The following is a 19,958-nucleotide window of genomic DNA, read 5'->3' on the forward strand; positions in this document are numbered from 1 at the left end:
TTGCAAGCAAGCCAACGCAATTTTCGAGGCGCGGAGCATTGGCCGCCGGACTTTCGGCCGCGCTGATCGCTTCGACCGACTCGGCCGTGGCCGCAGGGTCTTCAGCGTCCCTCGACGCGTTCGCGAAGAAGAGCGGCCGCCGTTTTGGTTCGGCCGTGTCTTGGAGCAAGCCCGGCGCCGATCGCGGCAGCTTTGCCAATCCGGCCTACGCGACAATCCTTGAACGCGATTGTTCGCTTCTGGTCCCCGAGAATGAACTGAAGTGGCAGTGGACGCGGCCGGGCCCAACGACTTTCGACTTCCAGCAATTCGACGCAATCGTAGAATATGCGACGAAGCAAGGAATGGCTGTGCGCGGCCACACGCTGTTTTGGACGCCTACAAAATGGTATCCGAAGTGGCTTGAGACTTTCGACTTCGGCCCTCAGCCCAAGGCGGCCGCTGAAGCCCTCCTTGTCAGCCACGTCCGCACAGTTTGCAGTCGCTACGGCAAGCGCATCTACTCCTACGATGTCGTGAACGAAGCGGTGGAACCGGGAACCGGTGAAATCCGGGATACCAACGTCACGCGCGCGATTGGTGGGGAAGCCTTCCTTGACCTCATGTTCCACACCGCGCGTGCCGAAGCCCCTCACGCCCAGCTGGTCTACAACGATTACATGAGTTGGGAGCGCAACAGCGAAGACGAGACCCACATGCGCGGCGTGCTTAAGCTGCTAGAGGGTTTCCGAAAGCGCGGGACACCGGTCGATGCGCTTGGCATCCAATCCCACATCCGTCTGCTGAAACAGGGGCCAGTCGCAGACATCGTGAAAGAGTCTGAAGGTCCTTGGCGCCGCTTCGTGGATGAGGTCGTCGGCATGGGCTACAAACTGGTCATCACGGAATTCGACGTGAACGACCGCATGGCACCTACCGATATCACCCAGCGCGATCGCATGGTGGCAGACTATGCCAAGGCGTACCTCGACCTGATGCTGAGCTATTCGCAGCTTCGCGATATCCTCGCCTGGGGAATGGTTGACCGATACAGCTGGCTGAATGGATTCGATCCGCGAGCGGACAAGACCATGAAGCGCGGGACGCCATACGATGCAAACTTCCGCCCGAAGCCGCTGTACGATGCAATCGGAAACGCGTTCGCCTCAGCCCCGGTTCATGCATCGGCAGTATGATTCTCGCTTCTCGGGAGAACAGCCATGAAGATAGCGATTTCACTGGCGCTGGTAGGCATGACCGCGGCTGGAGCTGCGTTGGCGGCTAATCCGACCGCTGAACCCTCCGCGACGACAAAAGCGAATAGGTGCGTTCCGCTGGATCAGATTGTCGGTCGGCGGACTGTTGGCCCCAATGCGATGGAGTTCGACGTCGTTGGCGGGGTCACCTATCGCAGCGAGCTGGCGAGACCATGCGCCGGCGTGGAACGGCTGGGATCCAGCGCGGCAATCGCGATCACGACCGGGGCTGAAACGGGCGACATTTGCGAAGGAGATCGCGTCAAGATCTTCGATCCGGTGGAAGTGCAGGCGACCGGGCTTCGCAATTATCCGCATTGCCAGCTCGGAAAGTTCACCGTCGTCAGCGTTCCAACCCGGAAGCCGTAGTCCGCAGGCCTATCTCGAAGGCTTCGGCGGCACCGGTTTCCGCTGTTCCAACAGCCACATCCAGAGTGCAGGATCGTTGTAGGCAGGCACCCACGACCAGTGATCGGTGTTCGGATAGATCGTCAGCCGTGGGGCAGGGGTTGAACCGCACTTCTTGAGCGCGTCGACCATCTCGAAGTCGCCGCGCGTGTCGACGGCGTCGTCATGGTCCCCGTGGAACGCCCAAATGGGCACGTCCTTGGCATTGCACGCATTCTTGGGATCCCCGAACGCGGCGACTGGCGCCAGTGCAGCGAAATGTTCCGGATGGGTTGTGCCCCATTCCCAAGTGGCGATCCCACCAAGACTGAGACCGGTGAGGTAGACACGCGAGGGATCGACCCGGAGGGTCTTCATGGCGTGCGTCAGGATCGCCTCCAGCGGCTCGACCGGCCAATAGCGGCCGACCGTCGCCGATTGCTCCGGAAGCTGCGGCGAGATGACAATGAACGGAAAGGCGGGGTCCTTTTCCACCAGCATGGGTGGCCCGTGCTTCTTCACGACATTGATGTCGGTACCGCGCTCGCCAGACCCATGCAGGAAAATGAGCAGCGGCCAGCGATCAGTACCGCTCTCGTTGTAGCCCTTCGGAACGAACAGCAAATAGGGATAACCGTCATCCGCCACAGGCGGCTGGGCGGTCTGGCCCTCGACGGCGGGCGGTTGCGAGGCAGGTTTCCTGGCTTCCGCCAGCGTCGGCAGGCTTAGGACAAGGCAGGCGAGGGCGATGGACAAACGCATACGGCGGCTCCTTGAACAGAACCGCCGCAACGTTGCACAGCAATCGGCGAAAAACGATGCCTTAGAGGCAGGCCTCCAGATACGGCTGATCGAAGCCGTACTGCTTGGCCTTGTCGAGCGTGTAGGGGCGCAGGCCCATCGAGCGGTATTCGCCGACGATCTTTCCGTCCGCTGTCTCGTCTAGATACTCGAACTTGAACAGCTCCTGCGTGACGATGACGTCGCCTTCCATGCCGATCACTTCGGTGATGTTGGTCGTGCGGCGCGAACCGTCGCGGAGGCGCTTCACCTGGACGATCAGGTCGACCGAGTCGGCGATCTGGCGGGAGATCGCCTCCTTCGGAATCTTGATGTCGGACATCATGACCATGTTTTCCATACGGGCCAGGCATTCGCGCGGGCTGTTGGAGTGGAGCGTGGCCATCGAGCCGTCGTGGCCCGTGTTCATGGCGGCCAGAAGGTCGAAACACTCCTGACCACGAATTTCGCCGAGGATAATGCGGTCGGGACGCATACGCAGGGCGTTGATGACGAGGTCGCGAATGGTGATCGCACCTTGTCCCTCGAGGTTGGCCGGACGGGTTTCCAGCGGAAGCCAGTGGGGCTGCTGGAGACGAAGCTCGGCCGCGTCTTCGATCGTGATCACGCGCTCGCCCGGGTCGATCATCTTCGACAAAGCGTTGAGCATGGTCGTCTTACCGGAACCGGTACCGCCGGAAATGACCACGTTCATGCGGCTGGCGCCTGCGATCTTCAGCACCGTCGCCATCTTCTCCGACATCGAGCCGAAGCCCTTCATCATGTCGAGCGTGATCGGCTTCTCGGAGAACTTACGAATGGAGATGGCCGTACCGCGGAGCGACAGCGGCGGAATGATGACGTTGACGCGGCTGCCGTCCTGGAGGCGGGCGTCGGCGAGCGGCGTCGTCTGGTCGACGCGGCGACCGACCTTGTTCACGATGCGCTGGGCGATCTGGAACAGGTGCTCCTCGTCGCGGAACTGGATCTGGGCCAGCTCAAGCTTGCCTTTGCGCTCGACGAACGTCTGGTCGGGTCCGTTGACCATGATGTCGCTGACGGCCGGGTCGGCGAGGAGCTCTTCGAGAGGCCCAAGGCCGAGAAGCTCGTCAACCAGCACTTTCTCGAGGGCGAACTGCTCGCGGCGGTTCAGGGTGATCTTCAGCTCGGCGAGGACTTCGCCGATGATCGGACGGAATTCCTCCGCCAGCTCATCCTTGCTCAGCGTCGCAGCGGCTTCGGGGTCGACACGTTCCAGAAGGCGCGGGAGCACCTGCTCCTTGATACGGTGAACTGCTGCTTCGAATCCTTCGGTCTTGCTGCTTGCAGCATCGCCGCTGGCGTTCTGACGGCTGTTGAGCCTGTCCATCGCCGCCGTACCGGCATGAGTCGGCTCGGAAGCGCTGTCGAAGCTCTCGGTTAGGTCGTCGACTGGCGGAAATTGCTCAGCCTCATCCGGCACAGACGAGGAAGCACCACCCGACGACGATTTCATCGGTTTGGCGACACCGAACTGAGGACGACCATTGCCGCCGCCCAAGCCGCCACGTTTGCCGAATGCGTTCATTCTTAACCCGTTTCCTGCGGTTCCGCCGAAATCAGGAATGGTGAATAGGACTCAAACTTTTAGAAAAAGCTAACCGACTTTAGTTTGGCCCGCGATGAAGGGAGGGGTTTTGGCATGCTGTTGATGCTTGCGGCGTTCGTGGCGGAGGTTACTCCGCGTCCGGTCTTGCCGGTGTGGCTTACCGGGTGCTGGGAAAGCGAGGCGCACGGCAAGTGGATCGAGGAGTGCTGGAACGATCCCCGGGCGGGAATCATGATGGGAAGCGGTCGTAGCGGTCGCGCAGACGCGCTCGCAGACTGGGAAGTCATGCAGATCCAAATCGACCCAGCGTCATCGAAAATGACATTTTATGGCTCGCCCGAAGGCCAGAATCGAACCGCCTTCGAGTGGACGCCGAGCTCAGAGTCCGGAGTGACATTCGTCAATTCCGAGCACGATTACCCGCAGAAGATTCGCTACTGGCGTGAGGGCAGGGAGCTTGTCGCCGAAGTGTCACTGGCCGACGGCGGCAAGGCCCGTCGCTGGCGTTACCAGCCGAAGACGGATTAGGTGCCCGCGCTCTCGGCGAGCACGGTCAGGCCATTTTCGCTGACCTCGGCGAAGCCGCCCGTGACTGGGATGCGCTCCGGCTGGCTGCCGGCGGTGCGGTAGACGGCGAGTTCACCGTCCCGCAGCGTCGTCATGTAAGGCGCGTGGCCGGCGAGGATACCCGACTGGCCTTCGGTGCCGGGAACGACGACCATGTAGACGTCGTCCGACATCACCAAGCGCTCTGGCGTCACGAGCTCGAACTTGAGATCGGCCATTATTCCTTACCTTCAATCGCCGCGTCGAACGCGCTTGCTGCCTTTTCGAACTTGTCGCGGCAGCCGGTGTTACAGAAGCCGACGACCTTGCCCTTGTAGAGCGCCAGGCTGTCGGCGCTGACCGGCTCGCCCGACCAAGGGCACGTCTCGTTGACGCAGTCCTCGATGGCAAGCCGATCGGCCATTTTCGCTTAGGCTTCCTGAGCCAGCTTCTCGGCCTTGGCGACCGCTTCATCGATGCCGCCGACCATGTAGAACGCTGCTTCCGGAAGATGGTCGTATTCGCCTTCGACGACTGCCTTGAACGACTTCACCGTGTCTTCGACCTGCACGAACTTGCCCGGGATGTTGGTGAACACCTCTGCGACGTGGAACGGCTGCGACAGGAAGCGCTGGATCTTGCGGGCGCGGCTGACGACCAGCTTATCCTCTTCGGAAAGCTCGTCCATGCCGAGGATCGCGATGATGTCCTGCAGCGACTTGTACTTCTGCAGCGTCTCCTGAACCGCACGAGCCACTTCATAGTGCTCCTGGCCGACGACGGCCGGGGTCAGAACGCGGCTGACGGAATCGAGCGGATCGACGGCCGGGTAGATGCCCAGCTCCGAAATCGCGCGGCTTAGCGTGGTGGTTGCATCCAAGTGGGCGAACGACGTCGCCGGCGCCGGGTCGGTCAAGTCGTCCGCCGGCACGTAAATGGCCTGCACCGAGGTGATCGAGCCCTTGTTGGTCGACGTGATGCGCTCCTGAAGGGTGCCCATGTCGGTCGCCAGGGTCGGCTGGTAGCCCACGGCCGAAGGAATGCGGCCGAGGAGCGCCGACACTTCCGAACCCGCCTGAGTGAAGCGGAAGATGTTGTCGACGAAGAAAAGAACGTCCTGCCCTTCCTGGTCGCGGAAATATTCGGCCTGGGTGAGGCCCGAGAGAGCGACGCGGGCGCGGGCGCCCGGCGGCTCGTTCATCTGGCCGAACACGAGGGCGACCTTGGAGCCTTCCGGCGTCGGGTTGCCGTCGGCATCCTTTGCGATGACGCCCGCCTCGAGGAACTCGTGGTAAAGGTCGTTGCCTTCACGGGTCCGCTCGCCGACGCCGGCGAACACCGACACGCCGCCGTGGCCCTTGGCGATGTTGTTGATCAGCTCCTGGATGAGCACGGTCTTGCCGACGCCGGCGCCACCGAACAGGCCGATCTTGCCGCCCTTCGCGTACGGAGCGAGGAGGTCGATGACCTTGATGCCGGTGACGAGGATGGCGGCTTCGGTCGACTGGTCGACGAATGCCGGAGCCTCGGCGTGGATCGGAGCGGACAGGTCGCTGCCGATCGGGCCGCGCTCGTCGATCGGCTCGCCGATGACGTTCATGATGCGGCCGAGCGTCTTCGGTCCGACCGGCACGCGGATCTGCGAGCCCGTTGCGCGGACGATCTGGCCACGGGTGAGACCGTCGGTCGAGTCCATCGCGATGGTGCGGACGATGTTCTCGCCAAGGTGCTGGGCAACCTCAAGGACGAGCCGGCCGCCCTGGTTCTCCGTCTCGAGAGCCGCGAGGATCGGGGGAAGTTCGCCTTCGAACGCGATGTCGACGACGGCGCCGATGACCTGCGCGACGCGGCCGGTCAGGTTGCCGGTCTGCTGCTCGACTGCTCCGCCGGCGCCCGTGGCGGATCCGGCGTCGCCCTTCTTGGCGCGGCTGCGGGTCTTGGTCTCTGGAGCGGCGGTTGCCATGTCTGTCTTCCTTGGCTTCGTATCGGGTTAGAGCGCTTCGGCGCCGGAAATGATTTCAACGAGTTCGGTCGTGATCGCGGCCTGGCGCTGGCGATTATACTGGATCGACAAGCGGTTGATCATGTCGCCGGCGTTGCGGGTCGCATTGTCCATGGCGGTCATCTGCGAGCCGTAGAAGCCAGCCTGGTTCTCTAGCAGTGCGGTGTAGACCTGCACCGAAAGGTTCCGTGGCAGTAGCTCGGCGAGGATGCTTTCCTCATCGGGCTCATACTCGACAGCGGAAGGCGCCGCAGCGGTCTTGCCCTGCTCGGCGGTCCCCGACGGCAGGACGGGGAAGATCTGCTTGACGACGGGTTCTTGCGCCAGGACCGACTTGAACTCGCTGTACGCAAGGTGCGCGACGTCGAACTCGCCCTGCTGCAGGCGGCCGATGATATCGTCGATGATGCCCTGCGCGTCGGCATAAGCCGGCGACTTCATCTGACTGGTGTCGTACTGACCGATGATCGCCTTCGGAGCGATCCGCTGGATGGCCGGACGGCCCTTGCGGCCGACGATGTAGAACAGGACGGTCTTGCCCTCGGCCGTCAACTCGGTCGCCTTGGCACGGACAGCGCGCAGGATGTTCGTGTTGAACGCTCCGGCAAGTCCGCGGTCGCTGGTGACCACGACGATCAGGTGCGTCTGGTCCTTGCCCGTGCCGCGGACCAGGACCGGCGAGTTGTCGCTGATCGTGATCCGGCTGACGAGGCGCTCGACGGCTTGCGTCAGCCGCTTCGAGTAAGGACGGCCCGCCTCGGCGTTCTGCTGGGCACGGCGCAGCTTCGCCGCGGCGACCATCTTCATCGCCTTGGTGATCTTCTGCGTCGACTTCACCGAGCCGATGCGGATCTTGAGGGCCTTCAGGCTCGCCATGTTATGCGAACGTCTTCCCGAACTCGGTCAGCGCGTCCTTGAGCTTCGCGGCCGTGTCGTCGTCGAGGGCCTTGCTGTCGCGGATCGCCTTCAGCACGTCGGCCTTGTCGCTGCGCAGGAAGCTGAGCATCGCGGCTTCGTAGCGGACAACGTCCTTCACATCGACGCTGTCGAGGAAGCCCTGGGTACCGGCGTAGATTGACGCGACCTGCTCTTCGACCGGCATCGGGCTGTACTGCGGCTGCTTCAGCAGCTCCGTCAAACGCGCGCCGCGGGCCAGAAGGCGCTGGGTTGCAGCGTCGAGGTCCGAGCCAAACTGCGCGAAGGCAGCCATTTCGCGATACTGCGCGAGCTCCAGCTTGATCGAGCCGGCGACCTTCTTCATCGCCTTGGTCTGCGCGGCAGAGCCGACGCGGCTGACCGAGAGACCGACGTTAATCGCCGGACGAATGCCCTGGTAGAACAGGTCCGTCTCGAGGAAGATCTGGCCATCGGTGATGGAGATGACGTTGGTCGGGATGTAGGCCGAAACGTCGCCTGCCTGGGTTTCAATGATGGGCAGCGCGGTCAGCGAGCCATTGCCGTTAGCGTCGTTCAACTTCGCGGCGCGCTCGAGCAGGCGGCTGTGAAGATAGAAAACGTCGCCCGGATAGGCTTCGCGGCCCGGCGGACGGCGAAGCAGCAGTGACATCTGGCGGTAGGCCACGGCCTGCTTCGAAAGGTCGTCGTAGACAATGACGGCGTGCATTCCGTTGTCGCGGAAATACTCGCCCATCGCGGCGCCCGTGTATGGCGCAAGGAACTGCAGCGGAGCGGGCTCGGAAGCCGTTGCGGCGACGACGATGGAATATTCCATCGCGCCATTCTCTTCGAGGGCGCGCACGATCTGTGCGACGGTCGAACGCTTTTGCCCGACAGCGACGTAGATGCAGTAGAGCTTCTGGCTCTCGTCGCCGGACTTGTTGGCGTCCTTCTGGTTGATGAAGGTGTCTAGAGCGACGGCAGTCTTGCCGGTCTGGCGGTCGCCGATGATCAGCTCACGCTGGCCGCGGCCGATCGGGACGAGAGCGTCGAGCGCCTTGAGGCCAGTCTGCACCGGCTCGTGCACCGACTTCCTCGGGATGATGCCCGGCGCCTTCACTTCGACGCGGCGGCGTTCCACACCCTCGAGAGGGCCCTTGCCATCGATCGGGTTACCAAGAGCGTCGACGACACGGCCGAGCAGGCCCTTGCCGATCGGAACGTCGACGATGGTGCCGGTGCGGCGTGCGGTCGAGCCTTCGCGGATGTTCGCGTCCGAGCCGAAGATGACGACGCCGACGTTATCGGCTTCGAGGTTCAGGGCCATGCCCTTCACGCCGCCGTCGAACTCGACCATCTCGCCGGCCTGGACGTTGTCGAGGCCGTGGATGCGGGCGATGCCGTCGCCGACCGACAGCACGGTGCCGACTTCGGAGACCTGCGCTTCGGCATCGAAATTCGCGATCTGGTCGCGGATTACGCGGGAAATTTCAGCGGCGCGGATGTCCATATTCAGCCTTTCATCGCCTCGGCGAGTCTGTTGAGTTTGGTGCGGATGGATGCGTCGATCATCTGGCTTCCCAGCTTGACGACGATCCCACCCAGGATTTCAGGATCGATGCGCGTTTCGATCGCGACGTCACGGCCGGCGCGCGCGCGAAGCTGCTGCTTCAGCGCGGCAAGCTGGTCGTCCTTCAGCGCGTGCGCAGTCACGATTTCGGCCGTCGTTTCGCCGCGATGTTCTGCGGCGAGCCGTCGGAACGCGCGGATGACGGCCTGAAGCTGGCCCTTCCGGCCGTTGCGAGCGAGCACGCCGAGGAAGTTGCTGGTGATCGAATCGATCGACAGCTCCTTGGCAACGCTCGCAAAGGCCTTGCCGGCTTCGTCGCGACCGATCAGCGGGCTTGAAACGAGCTCCGCGAAATCGGGCGAATCCACCAGCGCCTGCGCAAGCAGCCCAAGGCTGTTGCTGACCGCATCAATCTGCCGTTCGTCGCGTGCCAGGTCGAACAAAGCCGAGGCATATCGCCCTGCTAAGCTAGCCTGAATGCCGCCGGAGGTTTCCACCGCGCTTTAAGCTCCAGAACTGGAATTGCCCCCATGCGAAAAACGGGGCGCTCCCGGCGGTTAGACCGTGCGCCCCCCATGGGTTGGCGCGCCACTAGCAAAGGGTGTTTTGCGATGCAAGGTGGTGGACGGCCAAGCTACAGCTTTAGGCTGAGAAATCGCGTGAAAGGCGTATCCGGATATCCGGCGAAGGGGTCGGACGGCCGAAATCCCTCGGATTCGTAGAGCCGAAGTGCTGCGGCAAAGGGTTCGGTGGAGCCGGTTTCGAGGCTCACTCGCGCGTAGCCGCGGCCCCTCGCTTCAGCGATCGCGTGTCGCAGCAGGAACCTTCCGACGCCTCGGCCTAAAGCATCCGGGGCGGTTCGCATCGACTTGATCTCGCCATGGCCCGGCTCGAGCCGCTTCAGCGCGCCAAAGCCGAGCAGGTAACCGTCCTCGCGCAAGGTCCAGAAGCTGATGTCGTTCGATCGTAGGCCGTCTCCCGGAAGGACATGGCAGGCTTCGGGCGGAGAATTGCCCCTCATCTCGGCGAAATGAAAATCGAGGAGATACCTGACATCTTCTCGGTCCAGCTCCCCCGAATGAATTGACCACCCATTCAACGGTCGCACGTCCGCAGACTCGCGACGGATGGAATCGGTGCCTGCGGGCGATCGAGCCGAACCGAACTCATCCGCTCTTTTTGAGCGAGAAATGTTTGACCGCAAGGTACGGGACGCGCTCCCGCCAGACGCCCGGTAGGTGGATCCTGACGAAGGAGACCCTCTCATGCCGACCTACCGCGTCAGGGGCCTGGACCCCGAGCCCTACAAGCCGCTCTTCGGACTCTCCGACGATGAACTGAGAAGTCGCGGCGTCGTTCGGATGACCGTGTCCAGCCCGACCTTTCCGTGCCGCGTCAGCCTGACCGACCGTGCGGTCGGGGAGAAGGTCTTGCTTTTGAATCACGTCAGCCATGATGTGGCAAATCCTTATCGCGCCGCCCACGCGATCTTCGTGACCGAGACGAACCAGCGGGCGGCGGAATATGTCGATGAGATCCCGCCGGTGTTCGAAAAACGGGTCCTCTCGCTTCGCGCCTTCGACGCAGAAGGCATGATGGCCGAGGCGATGCTCACCCAGCCTGGCGAAGCCGATGCCGGGATTCGCAAGCTGTTCGCCAACCCGGAGATTCGGACCATCCACGCTCATAATGCGACGCGAGGATGTTTCTCCGCCAAGATCGAAAGGGCCTGAACGATGGAAGCGCTTGCACGCAAAGCCAGCGAGCATAAACGGGAAGCCGTGACGAACGTGTCGCGCCTCGATGCCGATACGGCCTGGGCCGCATTCATGCGCCGCGACCGCGGCTGGGACGGCCGGGTGATCGGTGCGGTGAAGACCACCGGAATCTACTGCAAGCCGAGCTGCCCGGCGAAGCGCCCGAAGCGCGAGAACGTCGAGTTTTTCGCGACTGGAGCCGACGCACTCGAGGCGGGATACCGTCCATGCCTTCGTTGTAAGCCGGACGAGGTCGGCCGTGACCGCGAGGCGGTAGCGAAGGCCGTGAGTCTGATTGAAGCGGCGGAAGAAGCTCCGAGCCTCACCGCCCTTTCGGCAGCGGTCGACTACGCGCCGCACCACTTCCAGCGCATCTTCAAGCGCGACCTCGGCGTGTCTCCTGCGGAATATTGGCGTGGCCTCCGCGCCAAGCGCGCCGCCGACGCGCTCGCCGAGACCAGCCAGGTCACCGAGGCGATCTACGAGGCAGGCTATTCCGGCCCCAGCCGATTTTATGCGGACGCGAAGGATCGTCTGGGAATGACGCCGTCGGCTTGGCGCGATGGCGGGCGCGGTGAAACCATTCGATACGTCGTCACCGAAAGTCCCTTGGGTCCATTGCTCGTCGCGGCGACGTCAAAGGGCATTTGCCGATTGACCTTCGACGAAGACGAAAGCGCGCTGGCCTACCGCTTCCCCAACGCGACGATCATACCCGACGACGGGACCATCTCGGCCTGGGTGGAAGGGGCATTGGAAGCGATCGAGCATCCGCATTCAGCGCCGGAGCTTCCGATCGACGTTCGGGGGACGGCCTTCCAGGAAGCTGTCTGGCGCGAGCTCCGCCGGATCCCGCTCGGCGAGACGCGGAGCTATGCGGATATCGCAAAGGCCGTGGGACAGCCGGACGCCGTTCGCGCCGTCGGGACCGCGAACGGATCGAACCCGGTGGCAGTGCTGGTTCCCTGTCATCGCGTGATCCGGTCGGATGGCTCACTAGGAGGCTATGCCGGCGGGCTCGACCGGAAACGCAAGTTGCTGTCGGCCGAGGGAGCCGACCCGCTGTTGATCTAGCTGCCAGCGGGCTGTTCGTCCTTCTTCGACTTTCCGGCCTCTAGCGCGCCCTGAAGATCATTCGCGTCGATGCGTTCGATCATCTTGCGGGCCAGCTCGGCCGACCGTGTCGCGTGCGGGTCGTAGGCGACGGGTGCCATCGTCTGCCGCGCCATCTTCGGGTCCTTGTCCCGGAGATATTGATAGGCGGACATCAGGCGCAGGCTCGCGTCTTGCGGCACGAGAACGGATGCTCGGTGGAGAGCTTCGATCGCCCTCGCGCTCGGGGCTTCTTCAGCCACTGCATAGGTGCGGAAATACTCGAACAACGGCTCAGGGTCCTGCGGGTCGGCGGAGCTCGCCTGCAGAAACCACTCGCGGGCGGTTGCAATCAACTTGGGATCCACCTTTTTGTCCGCTCCCGCCTTCGCGAGGAGCGCTCGTCCCTTGTATATCATCCCGTCGACGGAGCCGCGGTCGTTCGCTAGCACCCGGTCCGCCGCCGCCTCTGACGCATCGAAATGTCCGGCATCCAGCTCCGCTTCGGCAAGAGTGATCTCAACCAGGGGATCGTGGGGAAACTGAGCCCGGATTTGTCGGACCTTGACCGCCAGCGGCTCCGCCGTGTCCTGGTTGACGCCGACCTTCGACTGCAAGCGAAGCGGCATCACCGCCGCCGCGCCCGGTGACAACGGAGTGATGGTGATTTGCGGCTTCGGAAAGAAGCTGGGCGGGATCTGAAGGACGCTAACCTTCCGCTGCAACCGATACGCCGTGAGGTTGCGATCGAGCTCCCGCAAGTCTCCAAATGCCTGCTTGGCGGCATCAAGCGGACGTACCCCGCTGCCGATCAGGCTGATGTACCGTTCCAGCTGACCTTTTCGTTCCGGTGCGAAGGTCAGATAATGGGTCAGCAGCCAGCCGCGGCCGTAGACGGATTCCTTCAGGCCGTCGCTGACCTGTCCGTAATCGGCCGAAAGCAGCATCTCGAGCGGCATGCTCTCACCCCAGAACAGCCCCATCGAACGATGCTGGGCCACCCGACCGAGCCAGACTGCGCCATCCTTTTCAAAGCTTGCCGTCGACATCATCTCGGCGAAGCCCTCGATCACCCATTCGGGTAGCGGTGCATTCAGCCCCTGGAACATCAGGTGGTGAGCATATTCGTGGAAGAATATGGTCTCCGCAGAGAACTCGACTTCCCACGTGGACCCGCCGTTTTTCGGTACGACGGCAAGCGGACCGTTCACTCGCCCGATGTAAAAGCCGCCCGCGTTCTGGTTGCGGATCAGCTTCGCCACTTGCTCCATGTCTTTGACGACATAGACGGTCAGCCGGTTGCCATCGCCGACTTCGCTGTCCTTCATCTTGCGCGCGAGCCGAACGGCCCTGTCGAACTTCTCGAGCCGTGTCGCGAAGGTCGTCAGCTTTTCCGGATCATCGTCCGCGTAAATGATGAAGTGACGCGTGCTGACCTTTTGCCATGCTGCGTGCGCGGGTTGAGCGAGGCCCGCCGCAAGGAGGGCGGCAGCAGTCAGCAATGTCCGCATTCGACCCCCTTTAGCTTTCCCGCTGGCGCTTCTTCTCATCCTCATCGAGCATTTTCAGGGCACCGGCCGTATCGCCGGTGCTGATTTTGTCCATGATCTCGAGGTTGCGGCGCTTTTCCTTGGGGAAGTGGGGACTGTAGGCGATCGGCCCGAAGATTTCTTTCGCGTTGGCCGAATCGCCTTCCTTCAGCAGTTGGCGAACGGCCGTCCTGCGGAGGTCGAAGCCGCGCGGGACCAATTCTACTGCGAACAGCAGCCCATCGACTGCCTGAGCCGGTGGCGTCACCCCCTGATCGACGAAGGTGTCGTAGTAATACATCAGCGGCTGCGGCGCGCTGGGATCCAGATGGTTCGCTTTCGAGAACCACCCGCGGATGGCGGACCAGTTCGCCGACTGAGGGCTTTTCTTGGCGAGTTCCAGCTCGGCCCGGCCTTTATAGACCAGGGCTTTGGGTGACTTTGGCTCGATGGCCAGGACCTTGTCCGCCGCCGCCGACGCCTCGGCATAGTTCTTCGCCTGGAGCTCGGCCTGGGCAAGAACCTCGGCTGCCGCAGCGCTTTGCGGATAGCGCGCGACGACTGACCTTGCCGCGCTGACTACGCCACGAGCAGTGGCGGAATCTTCGATCCGTGCCTCGAGCTTCATCCGGAGCGGAACGACGGCTTCTTCGTTTTCCGGCAATGGGCGGACTTCGACGGGGCCGATCTTAATCATCGACGCAGGGATAATCCGCGTCGGGAGAGTGTCTCGCTCGTGATATTTCTCGAGCTCCCTGTCGAGTTGCCGCAAGTCGCCGAACGCCTGCTTTGCCGCGTCTAGCGCTGGGACACCTTTCTGGATCAGGTCGATATATTTGGACGCTTGGCCACGACGCGACGGCTCGAACGCGAGATAGTGGGCAAGCAGCCAGCCGCGACTGTACTGCGACACCCATTCCTGCCCCGTCGTCTGGTGATAGATGCCGCCAAGCATGTCTGGCAGCGTCATCCCGCGAAGGAGGCGCAGTTCGGCTCCACGATAATCAGGCGGCTCACCAAACTCGACGGAACCGTCCGCCAGGAACTCCGCAGGCGCGAAGAACTCGGCATATCCTTCAGTCATCCACGTTGGATATGCCTTGGCAGCGTCCTGCAGCATCAGATGGTGCAAATATTCGTGGAAGATCACGGTTCGCCCGTCGAGGTCCCAGCGGTTGCGCTTCGGCTCGCCGCTGGCAAACGAGGTCGCGCCGGACGCTCGACCAAAATAGACGCCCGCGATTCCGCCGATCCCTGTGACGTTTTGAACCACGCCGGAGTCGCGAAGCACGAAGAGAGTCACGCGGCTGGTGGACGTAGGCGGAGGGTCCTTCATCTGCCGGACAGCGCGAACTCCGCTGTCGAACCGCTCCAGGTCCGAGGCATATTTGCGCAACACCTCAGGTGACTGCTCCGAATAGATGATGAAGTGATTGGTCCTGGCTTCGCTCCATCTCGCGAAGGCCTGGGACGGCACGAGAACGAGCGCCGCCAGCGCAGTAACCCTTAGAAACATTGATGATTCCCCTCGATACGAGGGAGAAAGTACCGTTGCTGCAACGGGAGTCTAGAGGAAGCTGTAAGGGTCGACGTCGACAGTCACCCGAACCTTGGGGCTCCATTCGATCTCGGACAACCATTCACGGATGACGTCCTGGACGTCGAGGCTTCGGGCGGCGTGAACCAGCAAGCGTTGCCGGTGGCGCCCGCGCAGCATGGCTAGTGGGGCCGGGGCAGGTCCGAAGACGGCCATTCCTTCAACCTCCGGTGCAGCATTGCCAATGCGCCGTGCGGTCGTTTCTGCCTGGGAAGACTCTTCCGCCGAAATGACGATGGCGGCGAGCCTTCCAAACGGCGGCATAGCGGCCTCGCGCCGGGCATCGGTTTCGGCCGAATAGAAGCCGGGCCCGTCTCCCGAAACGAGCGCCGCAATGACCGGTGCATCGGGTTCGTGGGTCTGGACGAGGACGCGTCCGGGCTTGTCGCCGCGCCCGGCCCGGCCGGCAACTTGCTGGATCTGCTGGAAGCTTCGCTCGGCAGCGCGGAGGTCGCCGCCAGCGAGCCCGAGATCAGCATCCACGACGCCGACCAAGGTCAGGTTCGGAAAGTGATAGCCCTTTGTTACCAGCTGGGTGCCGACCACGATGTCGATTGCGCCGGCTTCCATTTGCGCGACGAACTCGGCGGCGCGAGCAGGGGACCAGATCGTGTCCGAGGTCACGATTGCCGTTCGCGCCTCGGGAAAGAGTGCAGCGACTTCGTCCGCGATCCGTTCGACACCGGGCCCGCAGGCGACCAGGCTGTCTTCCTCGCCGCATTCAGGGCAGGCCTTCGGCGGCGGCATGACGTGACCGCAATGGTGACAGGCGAGCCGCGCCATCAGCCGATGCTCAACCATCCACGCTGTGCAATTCGGGCACTGAAAGCGATGCCCGCAGTGACGGCACAATGTCAGCGGGGCGAACCCTCGACGGTTGAGGAACAGCAGCGACTGCTCACCGCGCTCAAGGTTGGCCTCTAGCTCGGCGACCAGGCTTGGTGCCAGCCAGCGGCCGCGGAGAGGCGGATCCTCAGTCAGGTTGATTGCCCGAATGTCCGGCAGGCTCGCGCCGGCGAAGCGCTGGCTGAGAGTGACCTCCCGGTATCGGCCGATTTCGACCATGTGCCGCGTCTCTATGGCGGGCGTCGCCGAGGAGAGGATGACTGGAATGTCCTCGAACTTTGCCCGCATCACTGCGACGTCGCGTGCGTGATATTGAACGCCTTCTTCCTGCTTGAAGCTTGGCTCGTGCGCCTCGTCGACGACGATCAGGCCGAGGTTCGAATATGGAAGAAACAGCGCCGAGCGGGCGCCGACCGTGACCTTTGCCTCACCGCTGACAATCGCTCGCCAGGCTCGGCGGCGCTGCGACGATCGAAGATCGGAGTGCCAGGCGGTCGGCTCGCATCCGAAGCGGTTGGTGAAGCGCTTCAGGAACGGCTCCGTCAACGCGATCTCCGGCAGGAGGACCAGCGCCTGCTTCCCCTGACGGAGGCATTCGGCGATCGCTTCGAAATAGACTTCGGTCTTGCCGGAACCGGTGACGCCGTCGAGCAGGACGGGGTCGAACCCGCGTCCAACCGAAGTCGACAGGCTCTCCGCGGCCTCCTTCTGCTCTTCGCTAAGATCAGGCGGAGCGAAATCGGGATCGGGGCAGGGCAGGGGCCGGTCGGCTTCGACGGTCACGGCCTCAAGCGCGCCTGCATTCACAAGGCCCCGCATCACCGCGTCGCTGACGTCCGCATAGTCGGCGAGCTCGCGCACCGTTCCCTGCCGACCTTCGATCGCTGCAAGGGCCTTCAGCCGCTGCGGAGTCATCCGATCCGGAACTTGGCCCGTAGGGCGGTATTCCGTCAGCTGCCGCGGTCCTTCGAGCGCGCTCGAGGATGGCAAGATCATTCGCAACACCGAGGCCAGCGGCGACAAATAATAATCCGCCGTCCACTCGGCGAGCCGCCGGAGCGGCGCGGCGATTGGGGGCACGTCCAATGTCCCGACGATCGGCCTCAGGCGATTATCGCCGACCTCTTCCGTCGGCAGCCGTTCCGGCTCCCACGCCACTCCAAGCAGCTGGCGCGGCCCGAGCGGGGCGACCAGGACCGTCCCGGCCTCGACATGCATGTCCGCGGGCACGCGATAATCGAGCGGTCCAAGCGCTGCATTCAGGGTGACGACACGGGCGCGGTTCATCGGTTAAGGGTTCGATCGGGCTGAGGGACGAGGCCCTCTAACAAGGGGACTAGTCCGATGATTGCAAGACGCTGGCACGGGAGAGTGCCTGCTGCGAAGGCCGTGGAATATCTGCGCCTGATGGAACAGTCGGGTTTGGCTGATTACCGGGCGACAAAAGGTAATCGCGGGGCCTGGTGCCTGCACCGCACCGACGGCGAGGTCACGCACGTGGAGATGTTCACGCTTTGGGACGACGAAGCCGCGATCCGCCGCTTTGCCGGAGACGATCTTCTCAAGGCTAGATACTACGACTTCGACGCCGATTACCTCCTCGAGCTCGAGCCCGAAGTAGAGCACTTCGAGGTGTTCGGGGCCTGAAGGCTACTTGCCCCGCTTCTTGCGGTGCTGGTCGAAGTCGAGAACCGCATTCTCCTCGTCGCCCTGGAGTAGCCCGAGCCGCCTGGCGACTTCCTGGTAAGCTTCCTCGACGCCGCCGAGGTCCTGGCGGAAGCGGTCTTTGTCGAGCTTTTCGTTCGACTTGATGTCCCACAGGCGGCAGCCGTCGGGGCTGATCTCGTCGGCGAGGATGATGCGGGCGTAATCGCCGTCCCAAACCCGGCCAAACTCGAGCTTGAAGTCGACGAGCCGGATGCCGATCGCGGCAAACATGCCGCTGAGGAAGTCGTTCACGCGGATCGCCATGTCGGCGATGTCGTTCATCTCTTCCTGGCTGGCCCAGCCGAAACAGGCGATATGCTCTTCGGAGATCATCGGATCGCCGAGTGCATCGTCCTTGTAATAATATTCGATGATCGTTCGGGGCAGCTGCGTGCCTTCCTCGATCCCGAGGCGCTTGGTCAGCGATCCTGCCGCCACGTTGCGGATGACGACCTCGATCGGGACGATCTCGACCTGCCGGATCAGCTGCTCGCGCATGTTCACCCGGCGGATGAAGTGCGTCGGCACCCCGATCGTTTGAAGCGCGAGGAAGATATGCTCGGAAATCCGGTTGTTGAGGACGCCCTTGCCGCTGATCGTGCCGCGCTTCTGTGCGTTGAACGCGGTCGCGTCGTCCTTGAAATACTGGATGAGCGTTCCGGGCTCGGGACCCTCGTAGAGGATCTTGGCCTTGCCTTCGTAGATCTGTCGGCGTCGGGCCATTTGGGTCGCTCTACTCCATGTGGTTGGTCAGGGAGCGGCGGCTATAGGGGAGGTGCAGTTAAGGCGCAATTGAGGGAGGAAATCGGGGGCGGCGTGCGTGCTCTCGTCACCGCCCTCGAGGGGTGCAGGCACCTGTCGTCATGCCAGGCGTGCACCTTTCTTGATGGATTTCCTGGAGTTCGCCCAGGGAGCGTTCCATTCGAAACGATGGACAGCTGACAGGCTCTTCCCAAGTTCGCGGCCGATCGAGCTGAACAGCTGCTCGATACCCGCGTTCAGTTGCGAGCGACCCGATTGATACTGACGGTCGACGATTTCATCGATCATGGTGATCATCCCTTTTCTCGTCGTGTCAGAGTGCGATCGGCAGGCGAGCACTGTCGTTCGCCGCGCCGCGGAGCGCCTTTTCGATCATCTCGAGCCGGTGGTCGGCGTCCAATCCCGCCCACGCACGATAGGAAGCGCTGGTCTTCCGCGAATGCGCTGCGGCGGCATGGTTTGCCGGGCCGTTCTCGAGGAACAGGCGCGGGTCTAGTCCATAAGCCATGTTTACCTCCTTTTGGTTTCGCCGCCGCCGGTTCGGGGGGCTGGGGAGAGGATCCCATTTTTGTCCGGCGGCGGCTTGTGATCTATCTACTGATTCGATCGTTACGGGGCCAATCAAAGCCTCGACAAAGGTCATAAACTGCACTTATGTAGAACGATGCGACGCCTGCCTCCTCTCGCTGCCGTTCGTGCCTTCGAGGCCGCGGCCCGGAACGAAAGCTTCACCGCCGCAGCGGCGGAGCTGGGACTGACGCAGGCTGCCGTCTCCTACCAGGTGAAGGCGCTTGAAGAGCGGCTCGGCGCCCCGCTGTTCGTGCGGGAGCGGGGGCGTGCCCGGCTGACGCCCCTCGGACATCGCCTGCTTCCAACCTTGAGCCAGGCCTTCGACTCCATCGAGGCCGCGTTCGCAACCCATCGTGAGGAGGACGAAAGCCTGCTGACGGTGACGACTACCCACACGTTTGCCAACACCTGGCTCGCCTGGCGGCTGGGCGCGTTTCAGATGGCGCATCCTGAACTCGCGGTGCGGATGGCGACCAGCAACGACGTGGTCGACCTGAAGGCAGGCGACGCAGACGTCGCGATCCGCGCGGGACCCGGAAACTGGCCGGGCCTCGAGTGCATCAAGCTGTTTGAATCCGAATTCACTCCGATGGCCAGCCCGGATTGCATCGCCGCCGAAGAGCGGAGGCTCGGCCGCAAGCTGGAGCAGTCGGACATGCCCAGCCTGCACATCATCAATCCGGGCGACGACTGGTGGCAGCAATGGTTCTGCGACAACGGGGTCGCCGCCGACGAGGAAGTCCTCCGGCGGCCCGGCGTTCGCCTCGACAACCAGGCGAACGAGGGTCATGCGGCGATGGCCGGGCAGGGGTTCGCCCTTCTGACCCCCTTCCTGTGGAAAGGGGATGTTGCCGCCGGGCGCCTTGCCATTCCCTTCCCGAAGAGTGTCTCGGCCCGGGGCTGGGCCTATTGGCTGTGCCTTCCGCCGGAGCGGCGCATGGTGCCCAAGGTGAAGCGTTTCCGCGAATGGTTGCTGGCGGTGATGGAGGAAGCCGGCCGCCCGAACACAGCGGACAACGACGCGACGCCGCCTGCCGCGATCGAAGGATAGCCTAAGCGCCTGCGGACGCCTTTTTGGCGGTGACGAGCGGGC

The 19,958-nt window shown here is 63.1% G+C and carries 22 protein-coding genes; 7 read left to right on the forward strand and 15 right to left on the reverse strand.

Going from position 1 to position 19,958, the window contains the following annotated elements:
• Nucleotides 1–38: 38 nt before the first annotated feature.
• Together ABD928_RS13655 and ABD928_RS13660 are read left to right on the forward strand one after the other, a co-directional pair.
• Nucleotides 39–1,175, forward strand: a complete 1,137-nt coding sequence (locus ABD928_RS13655; protein ID WP_223276363.1) for an endo-1,4-beta-xylanase — start codon at nucleotides 39–41, stop codon at nucleotides 1,173–1,175.
• A 24-nt stretch (nucleotides 1,176–1,199) separates the two neighbouring features.
• Nucleotides 1,200–1,604, forward strand: a complete 405-nt coding sequence (locus tag ABD928_RS13660) for a hypothetical protein (protein WP_187714835.1) — start codon at nucleotides 1,200–1,202, stop codon at nucleotides 1,602–1,604.
• Between the two features lie 9 nt (nucleotides 1,605–1,613).
• Here ABD928_RS13660 and ABD928_RS13665 read toward each other — a convergent pair whose 3' ends face one another.
• A complete protein-coding gene (locus tag ABD928_RS13665; protein ID WP_345169698.1) occupies nucleotides 1,614–2,384 on the reverse strand; it encodes a carboxylesterase family protein in 771 nt (256 codons plus the stop codon).
• A gap of 61 nt (nucleotides 2,385–2,445) precedes the next feature.
• The gene (locus tag ABD928_RS13670; RefSeq protein WP_187714833.1) at nucleotides 2,446–3,969 is read right to left on the reverse strand and encodes a TadA family conjugal transfer-associated ATPase; all 1,524 of its coding nucleotides are present in this window, start codon (nucleotides 3,967–3,969) and stop codon (nucleotides 2,446–2,448) included.
• Between the two features lie 114 nt (nucleotides 3,970–4,083).
• Between ABD928_RS13670 and ABD928_RS13675 the strand changes: the two genes are divergently transcribed.
• Nucleotides 4,084–4,518: a DUF6265 family protein gene (locus tag ABD928_RS13675; protein ID WP_187714832.1), complete on the forward strand. Its 435-nt coding sequence runs from the start codon at nucleotides 4,084–4,086 to the stop codon at nucleotides 4,516–4,518.
• Here the strand turns inward: ABD928_RS13675 and ABD928_RS13680 are convergent.
• The 7 genes from ABD928_RS13680 to ABD928_RS13710 form a co-directional block, all read right to left on the reverse strand.
• Entirely contained in the window at nucleotides 4,515–4,775 is a 261-nt protein-coding gene (locus ABD928_RS13680; RefSeq protein ID WP_187714831.1) for an ATP synthase F1 subunit epsilon, read from the reverse strand. The two genes, ABD928_RS13675 and ABD928_RS13680, sit on opposite strands and share 4 nt — an antisense overlap.
• Nucleotides 4,775–4,960, reverse strand: a complete 186-nt coding sequence (locus ABD928_RS13685; RefSeq protein WP_187714830.1) for a glutathione S-transferase — start codon at nucleotides 4,958–4,960, stop codon at nucleotides 4,775–4,777. The genes ABD928_RS13680 and ABD928_RS13685 overlap by 1 nt, the downstream gene beginning before the upstream one ends.
• Before the next feature lie 6 nt (nucleotides 4,961–4,966).
• A complete protein-coding gene (atpD, locus tag ABD928_RS13690; RefSeq protein ID WP_345169702.1) occupies nucleotides 4,967–6,499 on the reverse strand; it encodes a F0F1 ATP synthase subunit beta in 1,533 nt (510 codons plus the stop codon).
• Nucleotides 6,500–6,526: 27 nt separating this feature from the next.
• Nucleotides 6,527–7,414, reverse strand: a complete 888-nt coding sequence (locus ABD928_RS13695) for a F0F1 ATP synthase subunit gamma (RefSeq protein WP_187714829.1) — start codon at nucleotides 7,412–7,414, stop codon at nucleotides 6,527–6,529.
• Nucleotide 7,415: 1 nt separating this feature from the next.
• Entirely contained in the window at nucleotides 7,416–8,945 is a 1,530-nt protein-coding gene (gene atpA / locus ABD928_RS13700; RefSeq protein ID WP_187714828.1) for a F0F1 ATP synthase subunit alpha, read from the reverse strand.
• A 2-nt stretch (nucleotides 8,946–8,947) separates the two neighbouring features.
• Entirely contained in the window at nucleotides 8,948–9,502 is a 555-nt protein-coding gene (locus tag ABD928_RS13705; RefSeq protein WP_345169705.1) for a F0F1 ATP synthase subunit delta, read from the reverse strand.
• 137 nt (nucleotides 9,503–9,639) lie between these two features.
• A complete protein-coding gene (locus tag ABD928_RS13710) occupies nucleotides 9,640–10,026 on the reverse strand; it encodes a GNAT family N-acetyltransferase (RefSeq protein WP_345169708.1) in 387 nt (128 codons plus the stop codon).
• Between the two features lie 244 nt (nucleotides 10,027–10,270).
• Here ABD928_RS13710 and ABD928_RS13715 point away from each other — a divergent pair, with 244 nt between their 5' ends.
• A complete protein-coding gene (locus ABD928_RS13715; RefSeq protein ID WP_187714827.1) occupies nucleotides 10,271–10,738 on the forward strand; it encodes a DUF1203 domain-containing protein in 468 nt (155 codons plus the stop codon).
• Between the two features lie 48 nt (nucleotides 10,739–10,786).
• Nucleotides 10,787–11,836 carry a bifunctional transcriptional activator/DNA repair enzyme AdaA gene (locus tag ABD928_RS13720; RefSeq protein ID WP_345169711.1) on the forward strand — a complete coding sequence of 350 codons (1,050 nt, stop codon included), beginning with the start codon at nucleotides 10,787–10,789 and terminating at the stop codon, nucleotides 11,834–11,836.
• Here ABD928_RS13720 and ABD928_RS13725 read toward each other — a convergent pair.
• Genes ABD928_RS13725 through ABD928_RS13735 form a run of 3 tightly spaced genes read right to left on the reverse strand, consistent with a single transcriptional unit; the run spans nucleotide 11,833 to nucleotide 17,113 of the window.
• A complete protein-coding gene (locus ABD928_RS13725) occupies nucleotides 11,833–13,365 on the reverse strand; it encodes a hypothetical protein (RefSeq protein ID WP_345169714.1) in 1,533 nt (510 codons plus the stop codon). The genes ABD928_RS13720 and ABD928_RS13725 overlap by 4 nt on opposite strands.
• A 10-nt stretch (nucleotides 13,366–13,375) precedes the next feature.
• On the reverse strand, nucleotides 13,376–14,899 hold the full coding sequence (locus tag ABD928_RS13730) for a hypothetical protein (protein ID WP_345169716.1): 1,524 nt from the start codon (nucleotides 14,897–14,899) through the stop codon (nucleotides 13,376–13,378).
• Between the two features lie 51 nt (nucleotides 14,900–14,950).
• Nucleotides 14,951–17,113, reverse strand: a complete 2,163-nt coding sequence (locus ABD928_RS13735) for a primosomal protein N' (RefSeq protein ID WP_345169719.1) — start codon at nucleotides 17,111–17,113, stop codon at nucleotides 14,951–14,953.
• Between the two features lie 102 nt (nucleotides 17,114–17,215).
• Here ABD928_RS13735 and ABD928_RS13740 point away from each other — a divergent pair, with 102 nt between their 5' ends.
• Complete coding sequence (locus ABD928_RS13740) at nucleotides 17,216–17,473, forward strand: hypothetical protein (RefSeq protein ID WP_345169722.1); 258 nt, start codon at nucleotides 17,216–17,218, stop codon at nucleotides 17,471–17,473.
• A gap of 3 nt (nucleotides 17,474–17,476) precedes the next feature.
• Here ABD928_RS13740 and purC read toward each other — a convergent pair whose 3' ends face one another.
• From purC to ABD928_RS13755, 3 genes are all read right to left on the reverse strand, one after another.
• The gene (gene purC / locus ABD928_RS13745) at nucleotides 17,477–18,256 is read right to left on the reverse strand and encodes a phosphoribosylaminoimidazolesuccinocarboxamide synthase (RefSeq protein WP_345169723.1); all 780 of its coding nucleotides are present in this window, start codon (nucleotides 18,254–18,256) and stop codon (nucleotides 17,477–17,479) included.
• 138 nt (nucleotides 18,257–18,394) lie between these two features.
• Nucleotides 18,395–18,583: a hypothetical protein gene (locus tag ABD928_RS13750; protein ID WP_345169726.1), complete on the reverse strand. Its 189-nt coding sequence runs from the start codon at nucleotides 18,581–18,583 to the stop codon at nucleotides 18,395–18,397.
• 25 nt (nucleotides 18,584–18,608) lie between these two features.
• The gene (locus tag ABD928_RS13755) at nucleotides 18,609–18,803 is read right to left on the reverse strand and encodes a hypothetical protein (RefSeq protein ID WP_187714816.1); all 195 of its coding nucleotides are present in this window, start codon (nucleotides 18,801–18,803) and stop codon (nucleotides 18,609–18,611) included.
• A gap of 156 nt (nucleotides 18,804–18,959) precedes the next feature.
• Here ABD928_RS13755 and ABD928_RS13760 point away from each other — a divergent pair, with 156 nt between their 5' ends.
• A complete protein-coding gene (locus ABD928_RS13760) occupies nucleotides 18,960–19,916 on the forward strand; it encodes a LysR substrate-binding domain-containing protein (RefSeq protein WP_345169728.1) in 957 nt (318 codons plus the stop codon).
• The last annotated feature ends 42 nt before the right edge of the window (nucleotides 19,917–19,958 follow it).

Origin of the sequence: Sphingomonas daechungensis (assembly GCF_039543105.1) — a bacterium.
Lineage (GTDB): Bacteria > Pseudomonadota > Alphaproteobacteria > Sphingomonadales > Sphingomonadaceae > Sphingomicrobium > Sphingomicrobium daechungense.

What these genes read in the sequence shown, in the direction of transcription:
- ABD928_RS13660 (WP_187714835.1), top strand. Translation starts at nt 1,200, where the DNA reads ATGAAGATAGCGATTTCACTGGCGCTGGTAGGCATGACCGCGGCTGGA.
- ABD928_RS13665 (WP_345169698.1), bottom strand. Translation starts at nt 2,384, where the DNA reads ATGCGTTTGTCCATCGCCCTCGCCTGCCTTGTCCTAAGCCTGCCGACG.
- ABD928_RS13670 (WP_187714833.1), bottom strand. Translation starts at nt 3,969, where the DNA reads ATGAACGCATTCGGCAAACGTGGCGGCTTGGGCGGCGGCAATGGTCGT.
- ABD928_RS13675 (WP_187714832.1), top strand. Translation starts at nt 4,084, where the DNA reads ATGCTGTTGATGCTTGCGGCGTTCGTGGCGGAGGTTACTCCGCGTCCG.
- ABD928_RS13680 (WP_187714831.1), bottom strand. Translation starts at nt 4,775, where the DNA reads ATGGCCGATCTCAAGTTCGAGCTCGTGACGCCAGAGCGCTTGGTGATG.
- ABD928_RS13685 (WP_187714830.1), bottom strand. Translation starts at nt 4,960, where the DNA reads ATGGCCGATCGGCTTGCCATCGAGGACTGCGTCAACGAGACGTGCCCT.
- atpD (WP_345169702.1), bottom strand. Translation starts at nt 6,499, where the DNA reads ATGGCAACCGCCGCTCCAGAGACCAAGACCCGCAGCCGCGCCAAGAAG.
- ABD928_RS13695 (WP_187714829.1), bottom strand. Translation starts at nt 7,414, where the DNA reads ATGGCGAGCCTGAAGGCCCTCAAGATCCGCATCGGCTCGGTGAAGTCG.
- atpA (WP_187714828.1), bottom strand. Translation starts at nt 8,945, where the DNA reads ATGGACATCCGCGCCGCTGAAATTTCCCGCGTAATCCGCGACCAGATC.
- ABD928_RS13710 (WP_345169708.1), bottom strand. Translation starts at nt 10,026, where the DNA reads ATGAGGGGCAATTCTCCGCCCGAAGCCTGCCATGTCCTTCCGGGAGAC.
- ABD928_RS13715 (WP_187714827.1), top strand. Translation starts at nt 10,271, where the DNA reads ATGCCGACCTACCGCGTCAGGGGCCTGGACCCCGAGCCCTACAAGCCG.
- ABD928_RS13725 (WP_345169714.1), bottom strand. Translation starts at nt 13,365, where the DNA reads ATGCGGACATTGCTGACTGCTGCCGCCCTCCTTGCGGCGGGCCTCGCT.
- ABD928_RS13730 (WP_345169716.1), bottom strand. Translation starts at nt 14,899, where the DNA reads ATGTTTCTAAGGGTTACTGCGCTGGCGGCGCTCGTTCTCGTGCCGTCC.
- ABD928_RS13735 (WP_345169719.1), bottom strand. Translation starts at nt 17,113, where the DNA reads ATGAACCGCGCCCGTGTCGTCACCCTGAATGCAGCGCTTGGACCGCTC.
- purC (WP_345169723.1), bottom strand. Translation starts at nt 18,256, where the DNA reads ATGGCCCGACGCCGACAGATCTACGAAGGCAAGGCCAAGATCCTCTAC.
- ABD928_RS13750 (WP_345169726.1), bottom strand. Translation starts at nt 18,583, where the DNA reads ATGATCGATGAAATCGTCGACCGTCAGTATCAATCGGGTCGCTCGCAA.
- ABD928_RS13755 (WP_187714816.1), bottom strand. Translation starts at nt 18,803, where the DNA reads ATGGCTTATGGACTAGACCCGCGCCTGTTCCTCGAGAACGGCCCGGCA.
- ABD928_RS13760 (WP_345169728.1), top strand. Translation starts at nt 18,960, where the DNA reads ATGCGACGCCTGCCTCCTCTCGCTGCCGTTCGTGCCTTCGAGGCCGCG.